At 40.8% G+C, this 21,322-nt stretch carries 12 protein-coding genes; 11 read left to right on the forward strand and 1 reads right to left on the reverse strand.

The window, feature by feature from the left end:
• Nucleotides 1–102 precede the first annotated feature (102 nt).
• The 4 genes from PSH50_RS07380 (at nt 103) to PSH50_RS07395 (ending at nt 5,162) form a co-directional block, all read left to right on the forward strand.
• Nucleotides 103–633 carry a HEPN domain-containing protein gene (locus tag PSH50_RS07380; protein ID WP_138739908.1) on the forward strand — a complete coding sequence of 177 codons (531 nt, stop codon included), beginning with the start codon at nt 103–105 and terminating at the stop codon, nt 631–633.
• 11 nt (nt 634–644) lie between these two features.
• Nucleotides 645–2,186 (forward strand): AAA family ATPase, encoded by a 1,542-nt coding sequence (locus PSH50_RS07385; protein WP_248442600.1) that lies wholly within the window; start codon nt 645–647, stop codon nt 2,184–2,186.
• Nucleotides 2,179–3,657: a VWA domain-containing protein gene (locus PSH50_RS07390; RefSeq protein WP_248442598.1), complete on the forward strand. Its 1,479-nt coding sequence runs from the start codon at nt 2,179–2,181 to the stop codon at nt 3,655–3,657. The genes PSH50_RS07385 and PSH50_RS07390 overlap by 8 nt, the downstream gene beginning before the upstream one ends.
• A gap of 179 nt (nt 3,658–3,836) precedes the next feature.
• Complete coding sequence (locus PSH50_RS07395; protein ID WP_248442596.1) at nt 3,837–5,162, forward strand: OprD family outer membrane porin; 1,326 nt, start codon at nt 3,837–3,839, stop codon at nt 5,160–5,162.
• Between the two features lie 102 nt (nt 5,163–5,264).
• On the opposite strand, the gene PSH50_RS07400 is transcribed toward PSH50_RS07395, so the two are convergent.
• A complete protein-coding gene (locus PSH50_RS07400) occupies nt 5,265–5,657 on the reverse strand; it encodes a DUF2750 domain-containing protein (protein ID WP_004588808.1) in 393 nt (130 codons plus the stop codon).
• 370 nt (nt 5,658–6,027) lie between these two features.
• Between PSH50_RS07400 and PSH50_RS07405 the strand changes: the two genes are divergently transcribed.
• From PSH50_RS07405 to recD, 7 genes are all read left to right on the forward strand, one after another.
• Nucleotides 6,028–7,071, forward strand: coding sequence for an alkene reductase (locus PSH50_RS07405; RefSeq protein ID WP_273586445.1), 1,044 nt, complete (start codon nt 6,028–6,030; stop codon nt 7,069–7,071).
• A 509-nt stretch (nt 7,072–7,580) separates the two neighbouring features.
• Nucleotides 7,581–9,854, forward strand: a complete 2,274-nt coding sequence (locus PSH50_RS07410) for a TonB-dependent receptor (RefSeq protein WP_273609449.1) — start codon at nt 7,581–7,583, stop codon at nt 9,852–9,854.
• 86 nt (nt 9,855–9,940) lie between these two features.
• Complete coding sequence (locus tag PSH50_RS07415) at nt 9,941–11,068, forward strand: alkaline phosphatase family protein (RefSeq protein ID WP_273609450.1); 1,128 nt, start codon at nt 9,941–9,943, stop codon at nt 11,066–11,068.
• Entirely contained in the window at nt 11,065–12,126 is a 1,062-nt protein-coding gene (locus PSH50_RS07420) for an alkaline phosphatase D family protein (RefSeq protein ID WP_064386492.1), read from the forward strand. Before PSH50_RS07415 ends, PSH50_RS07420 begins: the two co-directional genes overlap by 4 nt.
• A 160-nt stretch (nt 12,127–12,286) precedes the next feature.
• Nucleotides 12,287–15,589 (forward strand): exodeoxyribonuclease V subunit gamma, encoded by a 3,303-nt coding sequence (recC, locus tag PSH50_RS07425; RefSeq protein ID WP_273609451.1) that lies wholly within the window; start codon nt 12,287–12,289, stop codon nt 15,587–15,589.
• On the forward strand, nt 15,576–19,139 hold the full coding sequence (recB, locus tag PSH50_RS07430) for an exodeoxyribonuclease V subunit beta (RefSeq protein ID WP_273609452.1): 3,564 nt from the start codon (nt 15,576–15,578) through the stop codon (nt 19,137–19,139). The genes recC and recB overlap by 14 nt, the downstream gene beginning before the upstream one ends.
• Nucleotides 19,136–21,097, forward strand: coding sequence for an exodeoxyribonuclease V subunit alpha (gene recD, locus PSH50_RS07435; protein ID WP_273609453.1), 1,962 nt, complete (start codon nt 19,136–19,138; stop codon nt 21,095–21,097). The genes recB and recD overlap by 4 nt, the downstream gene beginning before the upstream one ends.
• Nucleotides 21,098–21,322 lie beyond the last annotated feature (225 nt).

Genomic DNA, 21,322 nt, shown 5'->3' on the forward strand with positions numbered 1-21,322 from the left:
AAGCTTGTGAAATTATATTTTTATAAATTTTTGTATAGCATTACAAAAAATAAAGCAGTACTAACAAACACCTGATTGTTAGTTAAATATTTAAGGAAGAAAATGACCCTCTCATTACAAAATTTTAACAGAGCCCTATCTGAAGCAGAACAACTATTAGCATGCTTTGAAACGTTAAATAACCATCCAGAATTATGCTCATATGATGTTTTAAAAAAAGCGAGCTTAATAATGACGCTAACCGCATGGGAAACCTATGTTGAAGATGTGGTAACTGAAATTTTTGATGCCAAGTTTAGCTTAATTAAAGGCTCTCAATTTGGTCACTTTGCAGAAAAACAATTGCATGAGCGTTTAAAGTTTTTTCATAATCCAAATTCAAATAAAACCAAAAAGCTTTTTGAAGAGTTTTTTGGAGTAGATATTACTGAGCAATGGTCATGGCCTAATGTACTACCAAAAGATGCCAGAGAGCAGTTAAATAAGTGGATTTCGAAAAGAGGGGAAGCCGTACACCGCGCACAGCTTGATACAACTCAACCACAAATAATTAAAAAAGATGAGCTTGAAAAGTGTTTGCGCTTTTTTAAAGCGCTTGCACAAGCAACAGACAAAGCATTAGTAGTAATTTAAAGGAATAAGTAATGAGTTTACAAACAAGAATAAAAAAATTAATTGATCAAATTTCGGTCGGAATGCATGAGCGTGAGGAGATAATCCCGGTTGCATTACTTGGCGCACTAACTGGGCAAAATACATTTTTATATGGCCCACCAGGTACAGCTAAAAGTTTGATATCGCGACGTATTGCTAAAGCATTTGATAACCCGCCTTATTTTGAATATTTAATGAACCGTTTTAGTACACCAGAAGAGGTGTTTGGGCCGGTATCGATTAAAGCGTTAAAAGAAGATCAATACACACGTAAAACTGAAAATTATTTGCCTAAAGCAGAGTTTGCGTTTTTAGATGAAATTTGGAAGTCGAGCCCTGCAATATTAAATAGTTTATTAACACTTATAAATGAAGGGGTTTATAAAAACGGACAGGAGCTTGAAAAAGCACCTTTAAAAGCTCTAATTGCAGCATCAAACGAAACACCTGAAGAAAACCAAGGCTTAGATGCGTTATACGATCGCTTTATTATCAGGTTAATGGTTGGCCCAATTGAAGTAAAAGAAAACTTTGAAAGGCTAATTAGTAGTAAGCCAACTTATGCTGAAGTGCGAGTTACTGATGAGGTAGTCATTAAGAATAACGAATGGGCTAGCTGGCTTAAAAAGATTGATACGGTTGAGCTTTCAAAAGAAACGTTAACAATAATTCATTTGATAAGACAAGAGCTGTCGGAACAATTTGAAGAGCTTGGTGTTTATGTATCAGACAGGCGTTGGCAAAAAGCAGCTCAATTGCTAAAAGCCTCGGCATTTTTTAATAACCGAAAACAAACTAACCACAGTGATGCTTTATTATTACGTTATTGCCTTTGGACCACCGAGAATAATCGCGAAGATGTTGAGAGCATAGTAAATAATGCTATAGAAGAGTCTGGCTTCTCACCAGAGCTTAGCTTAGCTGAGCTTGATAGAAAGAAAGATGCACTTGATAAAGAAATTACTCATGAAATTTTTCATGAAAAAGATGTGTACGATACTGTAAATATTGATGGAAATGAATTTTTTAAAGCTGTGATTAATTTTGAGTTTGGTAGTCATTGGGATAAGAGGAAAGCGAAGAAGACGTTGTATATTGAAAAAAGCAAAATGAGAAGTGATGATGAATTTAACCCGGTGAATGTTCAAGGGCAAGAACTTGAAAACTTTAATTGTAGTTTCGATAAGCAAGGAAGTTGCTTAATTAATGCGAACGACGTTAACCATACTTATTATGATGCTGAAGCCATTTTCACTCCAGAAATTTTATACAAAAAAGGTCAAAAGAAACAAAACGTCAATAACCGCTTAATTAATGCTTTAAAAGCCGAAGTTAATGAGCTGACACAAAGCTTGAGGAGAACTTTAGAATTATGTGAGGCTAAGCAAACAGAGTATGTGTCTAGCTTGTATTCACCGTTTGTATCTAAACAATCATGCAATATAGCGCTAAATGGTATTAATCAGCAAATAAGTGATTTGAAGTTACGAATTAAAGATTGCGACCGTTTAAAAGGGTTATGTAGTGCGTAATATTGATGAATATGCAACCACTATGCTGGCTGAAATAAATAACGATTACCAAAGTACCTTTGAGCACGCTCCAAATTTAGCATTACAAGTTGAAGATCGCCTAAAAAGCTGGGCTGATAAAGCGAACCGACATTGTTTGTTAGAGTTCCCTTATTACGATGATCAAAATGAGTTGGATGTTTTTAATAGCTTAAACTTTGATAGCTTAACTATTAGAAAATATGAACTTGCGTTAAATAAATACAAAGCTTTGTGTGCAAAAGGTAACGTTAATTTCAACAAAGACTTTTGGGATACAGATTTAGTTCACCTCAAAAATGAGGCTGTCGCGTCAAAAAGTAAGAACGTTAAAGCTGCTAGTGATTTAGCCACTTCTGCTAATTTATTGGCAAAGGAGTGGCAAAAGTTACTGTGTTCACTATATGAACAGTGGGAACTAGAGCAAATAACTTTATTGAGAGAAAAGTTTTTAAAAAGCTTAGTTAAAAAACTAAAGCTTATTGACGAAATGCTTACCTTATTGAGTTCCATAGATATAGAACCAGGCATTTTACTTGACCTTTCTAGTGGTTCTTTAAGGCTAAATAATTTAGCTAAAGTTAAAAGCTTAATGGAACGAATTCATAGTGATGAAGGAATTAAAAAGCTATTAGACTTGTTAGGTCGTATTAACCAGGTTAAAAAAAGTGAAAAAATAGAAACAGTTACTCATTCTTATATACAAAAATCTCCAATAATTGATATTAACTCTAAAGAAGAAATAGTAGGTATTAAATTATCTAAAGATATTGAACATGCTCTTCCTTCTGAATTAGCGCTATTAAGTGACGAGGACACATCAATTCTATTTGACCTTAAGTATGTGGAGTCATCCTTAATGTGCTTTGAAATGTCGGGTCAGCAATTTGTTGATGAGGAATTTGAAATAGAGGAGGAGTTGACAGTTGATGAAGATGAACAAAAAGGCCCTGTAATTATTTGCATTGATACCAGTGGTTCAATGCAAGGAACGCCTGAAACTGTTGCCAAAGCTGTTGCTTTAGTTATGTCATTAAAAGCGCAAGCTAAAAATAGAGATTGCTATATTATTAACTTTTCTACTTCGATTGATACCTTAGATCTATCCAAAGGATTTAGTTTAGAAAAGTTGACAGATTTTTTATCAATGTCGTTTTATGGTGGAACGGATGTAGGACCAGCTATTAGCCATGCAGTTAATTTAATGACAGAAAATACATACAACAAGGCTGATTTACTTATCGTTTCTGATTTTATAATGGATGGCCTTCCAACTTCGCAAACAGAGGCTATATCTGCTTTAAAGCTGAACGGAAATAAGTTCTTTTCTTTAGTGGTGGGTAACTGTTACCTAAGTAAACGTCTCAGAGAAGTATTTGATCAGGAATGGATATATAACCCTCATAATGGAAGTATTAATGAGCTGGTTGCTATTGAAAGCTGGATGGATTGAGTTTTGTTTCTTCATTTTATTTAACTATCCGAGGTTTTGACTTCTCCAAAAGTTAAACGTTTAAAGCGTTTTAAACTATAGTTTTATGTCACTAACGAAATTAAATACCCTAAAACTACGTCACGTTTTTTAGGCTAACATTAGATTCCTCTGCATCAAATACAAGGTAGCTTACGCGTATGAACTTACGAGTTTTAAAACACAATTTAGTAATATGTACAGTATTAGCAGGCGCCTCCCTCCCATCGTACGCTTCTTTTAGTGGGCTTACAGAGCAAGACGAATTTAATATTAAGCTAAGGTCAATTTACTTTGACCGCGATTACGATAACGACGCCAGCGACGACTCAACGTTTGCACAAGGCATAGAGCTCAATTATCAATCGGGCTATTTTAATGACTTAATTAGCATGGGTGTCTCTACTTATACGGTACTTAATTACAACTCAACCGGCAGCGCACAAAATAATATTTTACCCGCAGGGGATGAAAAAGGCGGCGTTGACGATAGTTTTTCTAAATTTGGTCAATATTTTATCGACGTTAAACTTGGCGACAATGGCCATGTAAAAATAGGCGGGCAAAAAACCAAAAGCATGTTGTTAAAAAGCTCAGGTAGCCGCGCAATTCCCAATACTTTTAGAGGCGTATTTGGTGACTACAAGTTTGGCAATACCAAATTATATGGTTACGCCTACGATAAATGGAGCCGCCGCCACGATGACAAGTGGGAAGATTTTTCTACCGACCAGTCAGATAACGGCGCAATTAGTGTTATTTGGGGTGTGGGCGCAAGCTACAAAAAAGACGCGCTAAAAATAGACGCAGAGTATTTAAACTCCCATGACTACTTATCAAAGCTTGGGCTTAAAGGCAGCTACGCTATTAAGCTCGATCAAAGTAAGTTAACCCTTTCAAGTGGCGTATTTACCTCACAAGACGATGGCGATTTATTTGTAACCGGCGCAGAGGGTGGTGATTTAGATGATGAAGATGCACTCGGTGCGGTTTCAGGCGTTACTAAAAGTGAAAACGATGGTTTTGCCTATTACCTAGATGCCAATTGGAAAAAAGATATTTGGACACTAGGCGCCGCATTTACCAAGGTGAACGATGCCTGGATTGAAGATAACTTTAGTGGCGATCACGGGACTAACCCGTTTCCCACGCGCTCATTAATTGGCGCCGATTTAACAAACCAAAATGAGGCAACCTGGCAGGCTCGCTTAGGCGTTGATCTAAAAGCAGTGGCACCGGGTTTAACCACAAAGTTCTATTACACCAGCGGCAGCGATGCAGAAAACTCAAGTTTGGGTAAGGCAGGTGGCACAGCCGATGAAAAATATTGGGCCATTGATACACGCTACAAAGTCGCGGCTGTAAAAGGCTTAAGCCTACGTTGGTTATTTTTAGATTACTCCACAGATGAAACTGGCAGTGTTGATGGTGTTAAAGGAGACAGAGCAGATCATCGTGTATATGTAGATTACACCATCAAATTTTAAGAACTACACCTTATTAAAATTTCAAAAGTAGAGATAAAGTTACACTATTAAAAATGCGGCTAAGTTGTATTCGTTTAAGCCGCATTTAAAACTGCCCCTAAATTAATACTTTCTCTTTTTAGGAATTTTTAACTGGCTTTCAAATTCATCAGGAAAAAGCACCGTGCCGTCGTCCTCTTCGGTAGGGAACACCGCAATCAGTAAGTCGTCTTCTTCAAGGCCGGGTGTCCAGCGGCTAAACCAATCTTTAGTCGGAATGGCTTTTGGTGTACAGCCTTCCCATTCGCCCGTGGCCCAAGCTTGTGCAAAATCGCGGGTTGGCCATACTGGTACACAGTCGTCATCTTCGTTGGCAAGCATTACGCAGCCATCATCGTCGTTTAAAATCCATACTTGTTTGTACTGTTGTACGGTTTCAAACATAAAAGCGAGTCGTTTTTTTGCCCCTAGCCCTAAAATTACGGTTTGTTCTTCAGTCGCATTTGCAGTTGTCATAATTGGCTCACTCTTTATTGCTTCAAATTTGAATTTTACTGTTACAAGTATATCGAGTTATGTGACAGTGTGTTGAAAAATTATTATTTAACCTGAACTCTGGATAATAAATCTATCTCTAGCAGCTATTTTAAGCGCTAACTGCGTTGAATTTACTGAAAATCTCTGGCTAGAGACAAAATAAGCTTAACTATCATCATGATAAAATATGTTAGTAAATCTCTTAACCAGAGTTAAGGTTATTTAATTTTGTAATTCAGATCTGTTTTGGTACTCCCTAAGTATATTTTGAGCGAGCATTCAAAATTACCCTTGAATGTTGTTAAAAAGGCCGCATCTCATATGCATACTCTTAATGAAGGATTTAACAATGACCACAGATTTACTGGCCCCGTATAAATTAAACGACTCACTTGAACTTAAAAATCGCGTTTTTATGGCGCCTTTAACCCGTTGTATGGCTGATGATAATTTAGTACCCACGCAAGATATGGTCGAATATTATGCACGCCGTGCCGATGCCGGTTTAATTATTAGCGAAGCCACTATTATTCGCCCAGATGCACAAGGCTACCCAAATACACCGGGGTTATTTACCAGCGAGCAAATTCAAGGTTGGAAAAAAGTAACCGATGCCGTACACGCAAACGGCGGTAAAATGTTTGCACAGCTTTGGCATGTTGGCCGTGTTGCTCACCCTCACTTTTTTGACGGCGAAGTATTAGCGCCATCGGCAATTGGTGTTGAAGGCTCTGTACCACGTATGCGTGAACTGACGTACATTACGCCAAAAGCGGCCACTAAAGAGGATATTAATTCACTGATAGCCGACTTTGCTAAAGCGGCCGAAAATGCCATTGAAGCTGGTTTTGATGGTGTAGAAATTCATGGCGCAAATGGTTATTTAATTGATCAGTTTTTACATTACGCTGCAAATGAGCGCACAGATGAATATGGCCAAACACCTGAAAATATGGCGCGTTTTGCAATAGAAGTGACCGATGCGGTTATTAATGCAGTAGGTAATGAGCGTACGGCAATTAGGTTATCGCCAGGTGCTTATTTTAATATGGAAGAAGATAAGCGTGATAAAGCGGTATTTGATTATTTATTAGCGCAGCTAGATGACAAAAAACTGGCTTACATTCATGGCGGTATTTTTGATGACAGCACTCAGTTTGACTCTTTAGAAGGTAAGACAACCTCGCAGTATTTGCGCGCTAACACTAAAACCAGCCTTGTAGGGGTAGGTAGCTATAGTTTTGATGATGCAAAACAAGCAATAAACAATGACCAGTTTGATTTAATTGCGATTGGTCGTCCATTTATTGCTAATCCAGATTACATTAGTAAAGTGGCTAATAATGAAGAACTTGTTACTTATAGTGACGAGATGTTAGCTAAACTATTCTAATTAATTAGGGCGTGTTGACCTTTGGCGTTTGAATTTGCAGCAGTATGTTTGGTTTTTAGGCAAGGCAGAGCCTATGAAGTGTGGTTACTCCCCATTAATAGGCGATAACGCAGCATAAATGCCAAACATGCGCTGCCCTTCGGGTTCTGCCTAGGGGCGATAAACTCTTTGTTGCCTACATGGATGTAGGTAAGGGGCGTGAGCAGGACGCGGAAGCTTTACTCGGTTTTTACTTAGCCCACTAGGTTACAAACCTCGTGCCGCGATTTAATCACCCCTAGATTGAACAAATTTCAATCCGCAAAGATCAACACGCCCTAGTATTTATATATAATTCAGCCTAGGTTTTTGTACTTAGGCTGACTTACAAATGACATAACAAAGCCATAAAAACCCCACATTTTTTTAACACCCCTGTAAATAAACTTCATTTTTGTTGTCATAATTCGAAATCATACTGTGCCCGCTTTCATAATTACTTTAGATAATTAAAACCAAACGGGATCACAATGTACGCTTTAACTAATAAATCGATTTTGAGCATGGCAATTGCTATGGCTGTATCAACGTCAGCTTATGCAAATGACAACGAAATAGAAGAAATAACCGTTACTGCAAAACCAACCAGTTACGCAAATAATGTGATTGAGCCTGCAATGCTTGATCAACAAACAACGGTTTCGAGTGTGTTATCGGTTATCGATAACTTACCTGGCATTAGCATAAACGAAGGCGATGCATTTGGTGGCGATGACTGGTCTACCACAATTACTATGCGTGGTTTTAGTATTGACTCAAACCAGCAGCAATTAGGGATGACCGTAGATGGTATTCCTAACGGTGGCTCAAACTATGGTGGTGGCGCTAAAGCAAACCGTTACCTAGACACTGAAAATTTAGCCACTGTAGAAGTAGGCCAAGGCACCTCAGATATTAAATCGGCATCGCTTGAGGCACTAGGCGGTACATTTAACTTTGTAAGTAAAGCGCCAAGTCTTGATAGCAGCACCACCTTTGCTTACACCTCGGGTAGCCACGATGCGACCCGCTTTTACGTTAAGCACGAAACGGGTACTTTATTTGATAATACACAAGCGTATGTAAGTTACTCACAAACTGATACTAGCCGCTGGATTGGCTCGGGTAGCAACGGCGGAAAAGATAATCAACACGCTGAGCTTAAATTTGTAACAACGCTTGCTGATTTAACAATTACAGGGCGTTTATCTTACGATGATGTAAGTGAGACTAACTACAACAGTGTAAGTGTTGCGCAATTTGAACAAACGCCAGAGTGGGATCAGTTAACGTGGAACTGGACAGGCGTTCCACATTACGACCAAATGTTTGCTGAGGGCTGGGGTACACTGCGTGAAAATACACTAGCGTATTTAAAGTTTGAGTATGCGCTTTCGCCAACATCGCTTATTACAGTGAGCCCTTATTATCATAAAAACTCGGGCCGTGGCGATTGGATCCCACCGTATTTAACAACTCCAGTAGATGAAAACGGCAACCCAACCACAGAGGGTGGCACTAATGCAGGCTCTTACGGTTTTGTAGATAGCGCAGGTAACGCACTGGCACCAAACGAAGGGTGTACGGCAAGTTTAAGCTGGCCGTGGGAGTCGGGCCCTGGTTTAAACCCAGCATGTTACGATGATACGGCAATACCTGTAATGTCGTATCGTCATACGCATTACAAAAAAGACCGCATAGGGGTTACTGCCAACTACCAAGCTACGTTTGGCATGCACGACATAGAAGCCGGTTTTTGGTATGAGCAAAGCGACCGTGACGAGTCTCGCGATTGGCACAAAGTAATTAATGCCAGCATTTACCACCACTTTGATAGCACGCCATACTGGACCCAGTATAAAAACACCTTTGAGACCGACACCCTTAAATGGTACGCGCAGGATTCAATGGCCCTTGGCGATTTCACGCTTAACGTAGGTGTTAAAAAGTACCTTGTTGATATTGAAAAGTACGACCATTATCAAAATGCCACAACCGCTAAAGTTAATAGCGACTCTGATGTGTTATTTAGTGGTGGTATTTTGTATCAATTAAATAACTCAACCGAGCTATTTACCAGCTACAGCGAAAACTTTGCAGCTATTAAAGACGGGGTGCTTGAGCGCGACAGCTCTGATTTATCAGCCATTGAAGCTGAAACCGCTGAAAACATCGATTTAGGTGTACGTTATCAAAATAACGCGCTAAACCTGACCGCAACAGCGTATTCAATTGAATTTGATAACCGTATTACGTTCATTGCCCCAGGTAGTGACACTGGCGGTATTGATTACACCATAGGTACAAATGGCTCTTACTTAAACGTAGGGGGTATTGAATCGCAAGGTTTAGAACTGTCGGCAAGTTACATGCTAAGCCCACAATGGAGTGTATATAGCTCGTACACGAATAATGATTCAGAGTACAAAGGCGATGCACCCGGGTTTGAAGCCGGTGAAAAAGTAATAGACTCAGTAGATGACTTATTTGTGCTATCGACCGATTACTTTAGCGGTGATTTCCGCTTTGGTTTATCGGCTAAATACACCGGTGAGCGTGGCGAAGTTGATGGCTATACCGTGGTTGATTTAAACGCAGGTTACGCAACCGATATAAACGCAGGACCATTTAAAGCTATTGATGTTGCCTTTGTTGTTTATAACGTTACCGATAAAAGCTATTTAGCGGGTGGTACGGGTAATGGCAGCACTTACTTTATTGGTGCGCCACGTACAGCAGCACTGACGTTATCGGCTACGTTTTAATAGCCATAATGTACAGTAAATAATTAAAAGCCCATCTTTGATGGGCTTTTTGTTAAATGTACACAGTAATTAGGTACACAGTAATTATGAACTCAATTATAAAAGCCACGATATTTAGCATCATTGTATTAATCAGCAATACCGCAAGCGCAGCGCAAAATGTAGTTCTAGTAACCCTTGATGGTGTGCGCTGGCAAGAGGTGTTTAGCGGGGCAGATAAAAACCTCATTAATAATGCCGATTTTGTTAAAAACCCAACGCAATTAAATAAGCAATTTTGGGCGCCTACCGCCAATAAGCGCCAGCAATTACTCATGCCATTTTTAACTCAACATGTGGCTAAAAAGGGCGTAATTGTAGGTGATAGAGCAAAAGGCTCTAATATGTCGGTGAGCAACCCTTGGTATTTTTCATACCCTGGGTATAACGAAATTCTCACCGGCGAAGTAGATGAAAAAATTAATAGTAACAATAAAGTATTAAACGCGAATAAAACCATTTTAGAGCGCCTAGATGAGCGTGCAGACTTTAAAGGTAAAACCGCTTTGTTTGGGAGTTGGGATGTATTTCCTTACATTGTGAATACACAGCGTAGTAACGTGTATGTGAATGCGGGTTTTATGCCCATAGAAAACGATTTATTTGCTGATGCTAAGCTTTTAAACGCATTGCAAAATGAAATTCCAAGCCCATGGGAAAACGTACGCTTAGACAGTTTTACTTACCGATTTGCCAAAGCGTATATGCAGGCAAAAACGCCGCGCTTATTAGTCATTAGCTTAGGTGAAACCGACGACTTTGCGCACGATGGCCATTACGACCAGTATTTAAAATCTGCAAGGCAAAGCGATGCGTTTTTAAAAGACTTATGGAACACAATTCAAACTACACCGGGCTATAAAAACAATACAACGCTTATTGTTACCACCGACCACGGCCGCGGAAGCAGTGCAAGTGACTGGCAACACCATAGCTCTAAACGTGCGTTGGCTGAGCTGCATTTAGCGGGTAATAAATTTCCTGAGGGCATTGTCGGCTCTGAGCATATTTGGCTTGCTGCCATTGGCCCTACAATAAAAGGGCACGGTTTAATTAAAACACAAAATGAGCTTAAACAGGCGCAGGTTGCAGCCACTGTTTTAAGCGCATTGGGTATAAACCCAAAACACCTAAATTCAAACATGGCACCGCCAATAAGTGAGATTTTAAAATGAAGCAGTTAGTAAAACCTATTACACACGCCGTATTAGCATTAGGGTTAGCGTTTAGCGCAAATACTATGGCAGCCCCTTCAAAAATTTTATTTGGCTCGTGTGGGCATCAAGATAAAGACATTCCAATATTTGACACCATTAATAAAGAGCAGGGCGATTTATTTATATTTTTAGGTGACAATATTTACGGCGACACCAACGATATGACGGTACTTGCCAATAAATACCAAAAATTAGGTGCAAAACCAGGCTTTAAAACGCTAAAAGCGAATACGCCAATCATTGCGATGTGGGACGATCACGACTTTGGTCAAAACGATATTGGTAAAGACTACCCACATAAAGAGCAATCTCGCCAAATTATGCTCGATTTTTGGGGCGAGCCTAAAAGCTCACCTAGGCGCACCCGCACGGATGGTATTTACACGTCGTATATGTATGGTGAGGATGAGCAAACCGTACACGTAATAATGCCCGATTTACGCTGGAACCGTGATGCGCTTAACCACGTAAGCGAGCTTGAATATTACACTAAGCGTAAGCTTAATAACCAAGGCCCGTATAGCCCAACAGAAGTGAAAGGCGCCTCTATGTTAGGTGAGGCGCAGTGGCAATGGCTTGAGCAAGAACTTAAAAAGCCTGCGGCTATAAAGCTAATTGCCTCAAGCTTGCAGTTATTACCCGATTTTACAGGGTGGGAGTCGTGGGCTAATTTCCCAGAGGATCGTAACCGTTTATTTGCGTTAATTAAAAAGCATCAAGTGAATGGGGTTATTATCATCAGTGGCGATACGCACTGGGGTGAAATATCAAAGTATCAACAAAACCTTGATTACCCTTTAATAGAAATGACCAGCTCAGGCCTCACTGAAAAGTGGAAAGACGTAAGCCCAAATAAACACCGTGTAGGTGATTACACTCACAATGTGAATTACGGCGATTTAAGCATAGATTGGCAACAAGCAGATCCGGCCATCTCACTTAAGCTCAAAGGGATAGATGGTAAAGTGATTATGCAAAGCGCATTTAGCTTATCAAGCATTAGCCCTTATAAATAAAATAACCTGAGCAATAAAACGCACAGTGATTAAAATTAACGCTGTGCGTTTAAACTCCCTGCTAACTCGCTGATTTATTAGTGCCAATTTGCTGATTGCGCTACCCCTACAAATGAAAATATCTTAAACTGGTTTTACTTCAAGTAAGGACTCCAGTTGTATGCTCAATATTATTCAATCAAACCGTATGGAAGCGCTGCAGGCTCAGTTTAATCAACTATTAAAAGTAAACCCGTTGCAAAGCCCATTCGATAAAGAAGTGGTATTAGTGCAGTCGCCGGGTATGTCGCAGTGGCTTAAAATTGGTTTAAGCGAAAACCTAGGCTTAGCCGCGCAGGTCGATTTTCCGCTGCCATCGAGCTTTATATGGCAGTTGTATCAGCAGTTATTGCCCAATGTGCCTAAAGAGTCGGCATTTAATAAACCTAACCTTGCTTGGAAATTATTTGCAATACTGCCCAGCTGTATTGATGAACCGCTTTATTTGCCGTTAAAAACCTATTTAGATGGCGACCTAGACGGGCAAAAAACCTTTGCCCTGTGTGAAAAAATTGCCGATGTGTACGACCAATATTTAATGTACCGCCCGCATTGGATTGCCACTTGGGATAGCGGCAAAGACGAACTTGACGATGTTGATGTAAGCATTGCCCCGTGGCAAAGCGATTTATGGCGAAAGCTGGTGGCGCACAGTAAAGCGCTTGGACAAAGCCAATTTCATCGTGCCAATATGCAAGGGCAGCTACTCGCTGCGCTTGAGAATATGGATAATAGCTTACTACCTAAGCGCATTAGTTTATTTGGTATATCGGCGATTGCGAGCTCGCAGCTTGAGGTGTTTGAAGCGCTGAGCAAAAAAACAGAGGTGTTTTTATTCTTTTTTAATCCTAGCGAGCATTATTGGGGCGATGTGGTTGATGAAAAAACAGCAGCCAAAATAAATGCCAAATATGCCAAAATGCCGCTTTTAGAAGCGCAGCAAAAAAAACAAACTAACCCTGATGAAGAATACTACTTTATAGGTAACCCGCTTTTATCGTCATGGGGAAAACTAGGGCGCGACTACTTTGAGCAACTCGTACAACTTGATGCGCGTTGGATTGATGGCTTTATAGATGCGTTTGACGATAGCCTACTGGGTCAAATTCAAAGCGAGATTTACCAACTGGCATTTAAAGGTGAGTCGCTTACCGATAATAAGCAATGGTTTATAAATGATGAGGGCAAACTGCCCATTAGCGATACCGACACCAGCATTACCCTAAGCGATTGCCACACACCGCTTAGAGAAGTTGAGCGCTTGCACGATTACTTACTTACTTTGTTTAATCAAAACCCGTCGCTCACTCCTAAAGACATTATTGTAATGATGCCTGATGTAGGTACGTACAGCCCGTATATTGAAGCGGTATTTGGCGGCGCGCAAAACACCAGTCGCTTTATTCCTTATGCATTGGCCGATTTAGCCATAGAGCAAGAAAAACCGGTGCTTAGCTCGTTTGCCAGCTTAGCCAATTTGCCGTTTTCGCGTTTTGGTGTTTCGGATATTCTTGATTTACTGCAAGTAACACAAATTGCCGAAAAATTTGCGCTAGAGGCGCACGAGTACGAACAAATTCAATATTGGCTTGAGCGTGTAGGGGTTAAATGGGGTATAAATGCTGAACACAAAAGTAGCTTTGATTTACCCGCAATAGATTTAAATACCTGGCAGCATGGTTTAAACCGTTTGCTGCTAGGCATAGCCCAGCGCGATGAGCAATGCCCATTTAACGGCATTTATAGTGCCGATGAAGTAGAGGGCATGGCGCTTGATACCCTTAATAAACTGGTGCATTTTATTGATGTACTGCAGCGCTTTAAAGATGAGCTAACCCCTGATGATACCCTTAGCAATAAAGCGGATATTTTATCTGAGCTAATAAATGCTATTTATTACAATGAAGGCGACGACAGTTGGGATTTACTGGTACTGCAAAATGTTTTAGAGGAGCTTAAAAAGCACCACGATAATGGCGATTACGATAAACATGTATCGCAACGAATTGTAAGTTACCTGATAAAACAAGGCATTCAAGAAAAAGGGGTAGGGCAGCGATTTTTAGTGGGGCAAGTTAACTTTTGTACACTAATGCCTATGCGCGCTGTGCCGTTTAAAGTGGTGTGTATGCTTGGCTTAAACGATGCCGATTACCCACGTACGGTGCAGCCAATAGGGTTTGACTTAGTGCCGTATTCTAAAAAACAAAAAGGTGACCGTTCACGTAAATTAGATGACCGCTACTTATTTTTAGAAGCCCTCCTGAGTGCCCGCGAAAATTTATACATAAGTTACATTGGCCGCTCGTGTTTTGACAATCAACCACGTATGCCCTCAACCTTAGTAAGCGAGCTTTTAGAGTACATAGGCCGCAGCTTTACGTTAGCAAATGACAGCGAAAAAACGCTGCCTGAGTGTTTAATTAATCAACAGCACTTACAGCCTTTTAATCGTGCGTATTACACAGCAGACACTGAAGCGGATGAACAGCTGAGTAATCACAGTTTTAATCCTATTTGGCTGCCAAGCGAGCGTATAGACGCGCAGCCGCTAACAGCCATTGATGTAACAGCGCCCGCGCAATTAGAGCTTGATGTATTTATTCGCAGTGTGTGCAACGCACAAGAGAGCTTTTACCAGCAAACATTAGGTTTACGCCTACCTGAATTTAACGAAGTAGCAAAAGATGAAGAGCCTTTTAGCCTTGATGCGCTGCGCCGCTACTTTTATTTAGACGAAATACTGCAAGCCAACATTAATGAGCAACCTTTAAGTACAGAGCAAATATTGCAACGGGGGGAGCTGCCACAAGCCAATGTGGGCAATTTAGTGTATGAGAGCATGGCGCACCGAGTAGATGCACTAGCTGGGCAAGTAAAAGAGCATATTAAAAGCGGCAAAACCGACCCGCTTGAGGTGTCTTTGCGCATAGAAAACACCACTATTGAGGGCTGGCTTAATCATATTTACCTTCAAAAACAAGTGTTTTATCGAAGTGCCAGTATAAAGGCCAAAGATTTAATAAAAGGCTTTATATATCACCTTGTAGCACAAAGTATGGAGCAAAATGTAGAAACCCTATTACTGGGGCTCGATAAGCAAATTAGCTTTGCACCACTGAGTAAAAATGAGGCCGATGCCTTGCTCAGTGATTGGTTTTCACTATACCAAGCCTTGCGCAAAGAGCCTGTGGCATTTTATCCGGTAAGTGGCTATGAATACGTTAAAAGTGGTGGCGATATTGGCAAAGCCATTAGCAAGTTTAACCCACAATACATAGGGCGCGGCGAGGGCGAAAACCCGTATATTCGTTTAACGGTGCAATCGCTCAATGACTGCCAAGAAGAATTTATTAAGTGGAGCGAAAAATTACTCTCCCCATTATATGCACATGCAAAGGAGAGTGACCATGCAAGCGCTTAACCCGCTAACAATGCCGTTAAAAGGGCAAAGTTTAATAGAAGCCAGTGCGGGTACAGGTAAAACCTACACCATTACCGGGCTTTATTTACGTTATTTATTAGGCTTGCAAATACCAGGGGAGATAAACACCCCGTTAAGCGTTGAGCAAATACTTGTGGTTACCTTTACCGATGCTGCAACGCAAGAAATTAAAGACCGCGTACGCAGCCGTATTATTGCTGCGCGCGATGCATTACTTGGCCAAAACCCAAATGATGAATTAATAGAAGGCGTAATAGCCGCAGTAGATGATAAACACCGGGCCTTTGATTTACTCGATGCCGCCGCTAAATCTATGGACGAAGCCGCTATATTTACCATTCATGGTTTTTGCCAACGCATGTTAAAGCAGCATGCGTTTGAATCAGGCGTTGCCTTTAACCTTGAATTTATTTTAGATGAGCGCGACATACTGCTCGACACAATTAAGGATTTTTGGCGCGCCTTTGTATACCCACTTAATAAAGAACGCACTGATGCTATTTTAGAGGTGTTTGCAGCCCCTGAATCGCTATTTAGCCAAGTTAGTAGTGTGCTAAATAAAGCTAATGCGAACATAGTGCCGCAAATAAACTTAGATGACGTATTTAAAGCTCGCGATGAGTACATTGCTAAAGTACCCGCTTTTAAAAAAGCAGTGCTGGAGCAAGAGTTTATAGCTGCAATAAAGGGCTCGGGTTTAAGTGGCTCTAAAACACCTGGGCGAAAAGGCAGTTTAACGGCCCTTGAAGGATTTTGTTTAGGTGATGAGTTATTTTTTGAATTTGGCACCAATAAATACTCGTTTGAGGTGTGGAGCAGCGAAAACTTAAGTGATGCCAGTAATTATAAAAAAAATCAGCCATTATTTAGCCACCCTCTGCTTAGCCTGTTTGATGAGCTCAGTGCACTTAATACTAAAATTAATCAGGGTCTTAAAATTGCCGTTGTACAAACCGCAGCTCGGTGGGTTAAACAGGCAATTGTAAAACGCAAGCAAGAGCAAAGTGTGATCACCCCAGATGATTTACTGACTAATTTACACAGTGCTTTAAATGCCGAGCAGGGCGGGGCTTTATCGCAAAAAATAGCGCATCTATTTCCTGTTGCCATGATTGATGAGTTTCAAGATACCGATCCGATTCAGTACGGAATTTTTAGCAAAATATACGGCCAAGAAAAAACGACGCTTGCCATGATAGGCGACCCAAAACAGGCTATTTATGGCTTTAGGGGCGCTGATATTTTTACCTATATTGGCGCAAAAGAGTCGGTAGAGCCTGAGCAGCAATTTACTTTAGGTACTAATTTTCGCTCAAGCACCGATATAGTAAGCAGTGTAAACAGCTTGTTTTCTAAACATGCCAATAGCTTTATTTATAACGATGCCATACCGTTTAACGCAGTAGCAGCAAAAGGCAAAAAAGCCGATGAAACATTTACAATAGATGGCAAACCTGCCACCGCGTTTGAATTTAATGTATTTGTAGATGAAGCTGCAGATGAAAAAAACAAACCCACCAGCAAAGGCGTTGGGCAAGGGCATTTGGCCAGCTATTTTGCCAATAAAATAGTGACATTGCTTGAGCAAGCCGAGCAAGGGCGAGCGTGCATTGGTAAGCATAAGGTGACCGCTGCCGATATTTGTATATTGGTGCGCGACCGTGTAGAAGCGCAAATAATGAAAAAAGCACTTAGCAATGCCAATATTGCTAGCGTGTATTTATCGCGCGACAGTGTTTTTAGCCAAGAGCTTAGCCACCATTTACTTAACTTTTTAACGGCATTGCATGGGCAATATAACGAGTCATTACTGCGCGGCGTATTAGCTGGGCCGTTATTTTGTTTAAGCTACAACGAAATTTACGCCCTTGCTGATGATGAAAATAAATGGCAAGAGCACTTAAACTTTTTTGCTCAACTTAGCCATATTTGGAACAAGCAAGGCGCAATGGCGATGCTTGAGCGTTTGTTAAGCCATAATCAGCTGAGCGCTAAGTGGCAAGGGTTTGGCTATAACGTTGAGCGCTGGTTAACCGACTTTAGACACTTAGGTGAAATACTGCAGCAAAAGCAAATAGAGCTGGAAGGCACTTTGCGCTTGCTGCGTTGGTTTGCACAAAAGGTTAGCCAGCAAGATGGCGAAACCGTGCAAGTACGCCTAGAGAGTGACGCCAACTTAGTTAAAATTGTGACTATGCATGCCTCAAAAGGGCTCGAGTATCCGCTGGTATTTATGCCTTTTGCCAGTGGCTATCGCGAAACTAAAGAAGCGCTGTATCATCAAAACGGCCAGCTAGTTTACGATTTAAGTAAAAACGAAGACGCCTTAGCACAAGCCGAGCAAGAACGCTTAGCTGAAGACTTACGCTTACTTTATGTTGCCCTTACCCGCGCGGTACATTTTTGTGCACTTGGGGTGTATAACATAGGGCAAGGGCAAAGTAGCCGTTTGGCTATACAAAGTAGTGCATTAGGGCATGTGTTATTTGCAGGGCTTGAGCTTACGAGTAGCCAAACATGGCGTACCCACTTAAGTGAATTTTGCGACGCTCACACCGAAATGCACTATCAGCAATTTACGGCTGAGCAATTGGCTGAACAAGGCCAATTAACACTTAATAGCGCAGTGCAGCAAAGCCAAGCGTTAAGAGTTAATACGGTTACAGCCAACATAGAGCGAGATTGGCGAGCAACCAGCTTTAGCGCGCTGAGCTTTAAAAAGCACACCGATCATATTGAGCCTGGGCGCAGCGATGAAGATCATGAAAAAGATGCATTTGCTAACAGCCAAGATGAAATACCATCGCCTTACAGTTTTCCCAAGGGGGCGAAGCCCGGAAGCTGTTTGCATGAAATATTTGAGCAAATAGACTTTACCAGTGCGCAAGTACACCCTACAAATCCAGAGCAAAATTTAGCAGAGGTAGTAAAACATGCGCTGGATAAATACCATATTAGTGAAAGCTGGCAACACGTGACCGAGCAGTGGGTGCTTGATTCGTTAACCTGCCCCTTAAACAATGAGGGATTAAGCTTAAGTCAATTAGCCCCGACAGACTGCCTAGTCGAAATGGAATTTAATTTACCTTTAGATAGTTTGAGCGCGCCTAAATTAAACGAAATACTGGTTAAGCATTTTGGTTTTACCCAAAGTAAACTCGAGTTTTCTCATGTAAAAGGTCTGTTAAAGGGATTTATAGATTTAATTTTTTGCTATCAAGGGAAGTATTATATTTTAGATTATAAGTCTAATTACTTAGGTAATACGCCCGCTGACTATGAAAGCGACCTGCTAGAGCAGGCCATGAATAGCCATCAGTATCATTTACAGTATTTAATTTATAGCGTTGCGCTGCACCGATTACTCAAACAACGCATTAGTGATTATGCAATAGAAACCCATTTAGGCGGGGTTTATTATACGTTTTTACGCGCCATGCCGGCGGGCAAAGGGGTGTATTTTAATAAGCTTAGCGCAGAGCAAATCACACTATTAGATGGCTTATTTAGCCAAGGAGCCATGTTATGAGTGACTACCCTATGCAGCAAAGCTTGTTTGATGAGCCGCCAGCACCTGCCCAACCGTTAAATGCGGTGGAGCTGCTTGACTACTTATTAGATGAAAAACGCATAAGAATGGTAGATGTAAAGCTTGCCTTAATGCTGTGCGATAACCAGCAAAACGACGTGTTTTATATAGTGTTATTGCTGTGTTTAGCACAGCAAAGCCAGCATAGCTGTTTAACATTAAAAGAAGTCGACTGGCAAAACCCGTTTAATTTACGCCAAAGCGACTTTACTAAAACCGAGGGCAATGTACCAAATATTACATCGCCTTTTAACGAAGCCTTTAACTACCTCGATGCGCTTAGCTGTTTAAGTGCCCATAACAGTGTGGGCGAAGCCAAACCCTTACAGTTATTTAACGAACGGCTTTATTTTGCGCGCCTTGCTGATTATGAGCACACCTTAGCTACACGTTTACTTGCGATGAGTGAGCGCCATTTAAATATAAATACCCAGTTACTCAGCCAATTATTAAATGACTACTTTGTAGATAATTCAGCGCTTGCGATTGATTGGCAAAAAGTAGCCTGTGCTATTGCCGCAACAAAAGGCTTTAGCGTTATTACGGGCGGGCCAGGGACAGGTAAAACCACCACCGTGACTAAGCTATTAGCTATTTTACAGTCGCTTTATAAAAGCGCACCTTTAAGCATTAAACTGGTGGCGCCTACAGGTAAAGCAGCAGCCCGTTTAAGTGAATCAATTTTAGGTGCAAAAGAGCAACTTAAAATTATTCCTGAGGATATAAAGGCCTTAATTCCCGATAGCGCGCAAACCATTCACCGGCTTTTAGGGGTTAAACCCTTTACTAATAAATTTAAGCATAACAGCACCAACCCGCTGCATTTAGATGTACTTATTATTGATGAAGCCAGCATGGTTGATTTATCGCTCATGGCTAAATTAATAGAAGCACTGCCTGTGCATGCGCGTTTAATATTGCTTGGCGATAAAGACCAACTTGCCTCGGTAGATACCGGCAGTGTAATGAGTGATTTATGCCAAGGGTTAGCATTGGGTGAAACGCCTAATTACTCGCAAGCACGATGTGATGAGCTCAATACTTTATGTTTTAAAGGAGAGGCTAAATTAGCGGCGCCTGGGCATAGCGAATTTAAACTAGCCGATTGCATTGCGTTTTTACAACACAGCTACCGGTTTGATGCACAAAGTGGCATTGGCCAGCTTGCGCTGGCGGTTAATACTAACCATAACGGTATTTTAAAATACGTAGAGCAACAAAGCACACAAGGGCAATTTAACGATGTTATTTTAGATTATGACTTTGTTGCAAAACCCATAGAAAAATTAATAAACAGTGCTGCTAAGCATTACGCTCATTATTTAAATTTAATTGCACAAGGGGCTAGTGTTGCAGATGTTCACGCGGCGTTTTCTCAATATCAATTATTAGCGGCCGTTCGTGAGGGTGATTACGGCGTAAATAGCTTAAACAGCCGCATTGAGCGCGCACTTGTGCAACAAGGATTAATATCGGTAAGCCCAAACCAGCGCCATTACAGTGGTATGCCCATTATGGTGAGCCAAAACGATTATCAACTTAAGTTGTTTAATGGGGATATTGGTATTTTAATGCCCGATGAAAGCGGGCAGTTAAAAGCTTTATTTATTGATGAGCAAAACACGGTACGGGCGTTTTCACCTGCGCGCCTGCCTGCTCACGATAAAGTGTATGTTATGACCATACATAAATCGCAGGGCTCGGAGTTTAGTTATACAGCTATGGTTTTACCGCCGCTTAAACACGCCAGTATGGGCGTAAATAGGCAGCTGGTGTACACAGGCATAACACGTGCTAAAAACACCTTTGAGCTGGTGGCCGATAAAAAAGTACTGCAATTGGCCATGAGCAAAAGCGTATCAAGAGCCTCAGGATTGTATGAGCGCTTAAAATACTAATACCTGTTTATATTTAAAGATAGAACTAATTACTAAAAAACCTAACGTATTTTTATGCGTTAGGTTTTTTTTTGCTTTAGTACTGCCTAGTTACTAGGTATGTGTAAATAATACTAAATATTGCAATTATTTAAATTTAAGTAATTGAATATACAGTCAATATAGGTTTAGCTGGATTTAAATGATAATAAATTGTTGCATTTTTGAGCGTTGTTCCTAATACTG

The sequence above is a fragment of the Pseudoalteromonas sp. Angola-7 genome (genome assembly GCF_028599255.1).
Classification (GTDB): Bacteria; Pseudomonadota; Gammaproteobacteria; order Enterobacterales; family Alteromonadaceae; genus Pseudoalteromonas; species Pseudoalteromonas atlantica.

What these genes read in the sequence shown, in the direction of transcription:
- PSH50_RS07380 (WP_138739908.1), top strand. Translation starts at nt 103, where the DNA reads ATGACCCTCTCATTACAAAATTTTAACAGAGCCCTATCTGAAGCAGAA.
- PSH50_RS07415 (WP_273609450.1), top strand. Translation starts at nt 9,941, where the DNA reads ATGAACTCAATTATAAAAGCCACGATATTTAGCATCATTGTATTAATC.
- recB (WP_273609452.1), top strand. Translation starts at nt 15,576, where the DNA reads ATGCAAGCGCTTAACCCGCTAACAATGCCGTTAAAAGGGCAAAGTTTA.
- PSH50_RS07410 (WP_273609449.1), top strand. Translation starts at nt 7,581, where the DNA reads ATGTACGCTTTAACTAATAAATCGATTTTGAGCATGGCAATTGCTATG.
- PSH50_RS07400 (WP_004588808.1), bottom strand. Translation starts at nt 5,657, where the DNA reads ATGACAACTGCAAATGCGACTGAAGAACAAACCGTAATTTTAGGGCTA.
- PSH50_RS07405 (WP_273586445.1), top strand. Translation starts at nt 6,028, where the DNA reads ATGACCACAGATTTACTGGCCCCGTATAAATTAAACGACTCACTTGAA.
- recD (WP_273609453.1), top strand. Translation starts at nt 19,136, where the DNA reads ATGAGTGACTACCCTATGCAGCAAAGCTTGTTTGATGAGCCGCCAGCA.
- recC (WP_273609451.1), top strand. Translation starts at nt 12,287, where the DNA reads ATGCTCAATATTATTCAATCAAACCGTATGGAAGCGCTGCAGGCTCAG.
- PSH50_RS07395 (WP_248442596.1), top strand. Translation starts at nt 3,837, where the DNA reads ATGAACTTACGAGTTTTAAAACACAATTTAGTAATATGTACAGTATTA.
- PSH50_RS07385 (WP_248442600.1), top strand. Translation starts at nt 645, where the DNA reads ATGAGTTTACAAACAAGAATAAAAAAATTAATTGATCAAATTTCGGTC.
- PSH50_RS07420 (WP_064386492.1), top strand. Translation starts at nt 11,065, where the DNA reads ATGAAGCAGTTAGTAAAACCTATTACACACGCCGTATTAGCATTAGGG.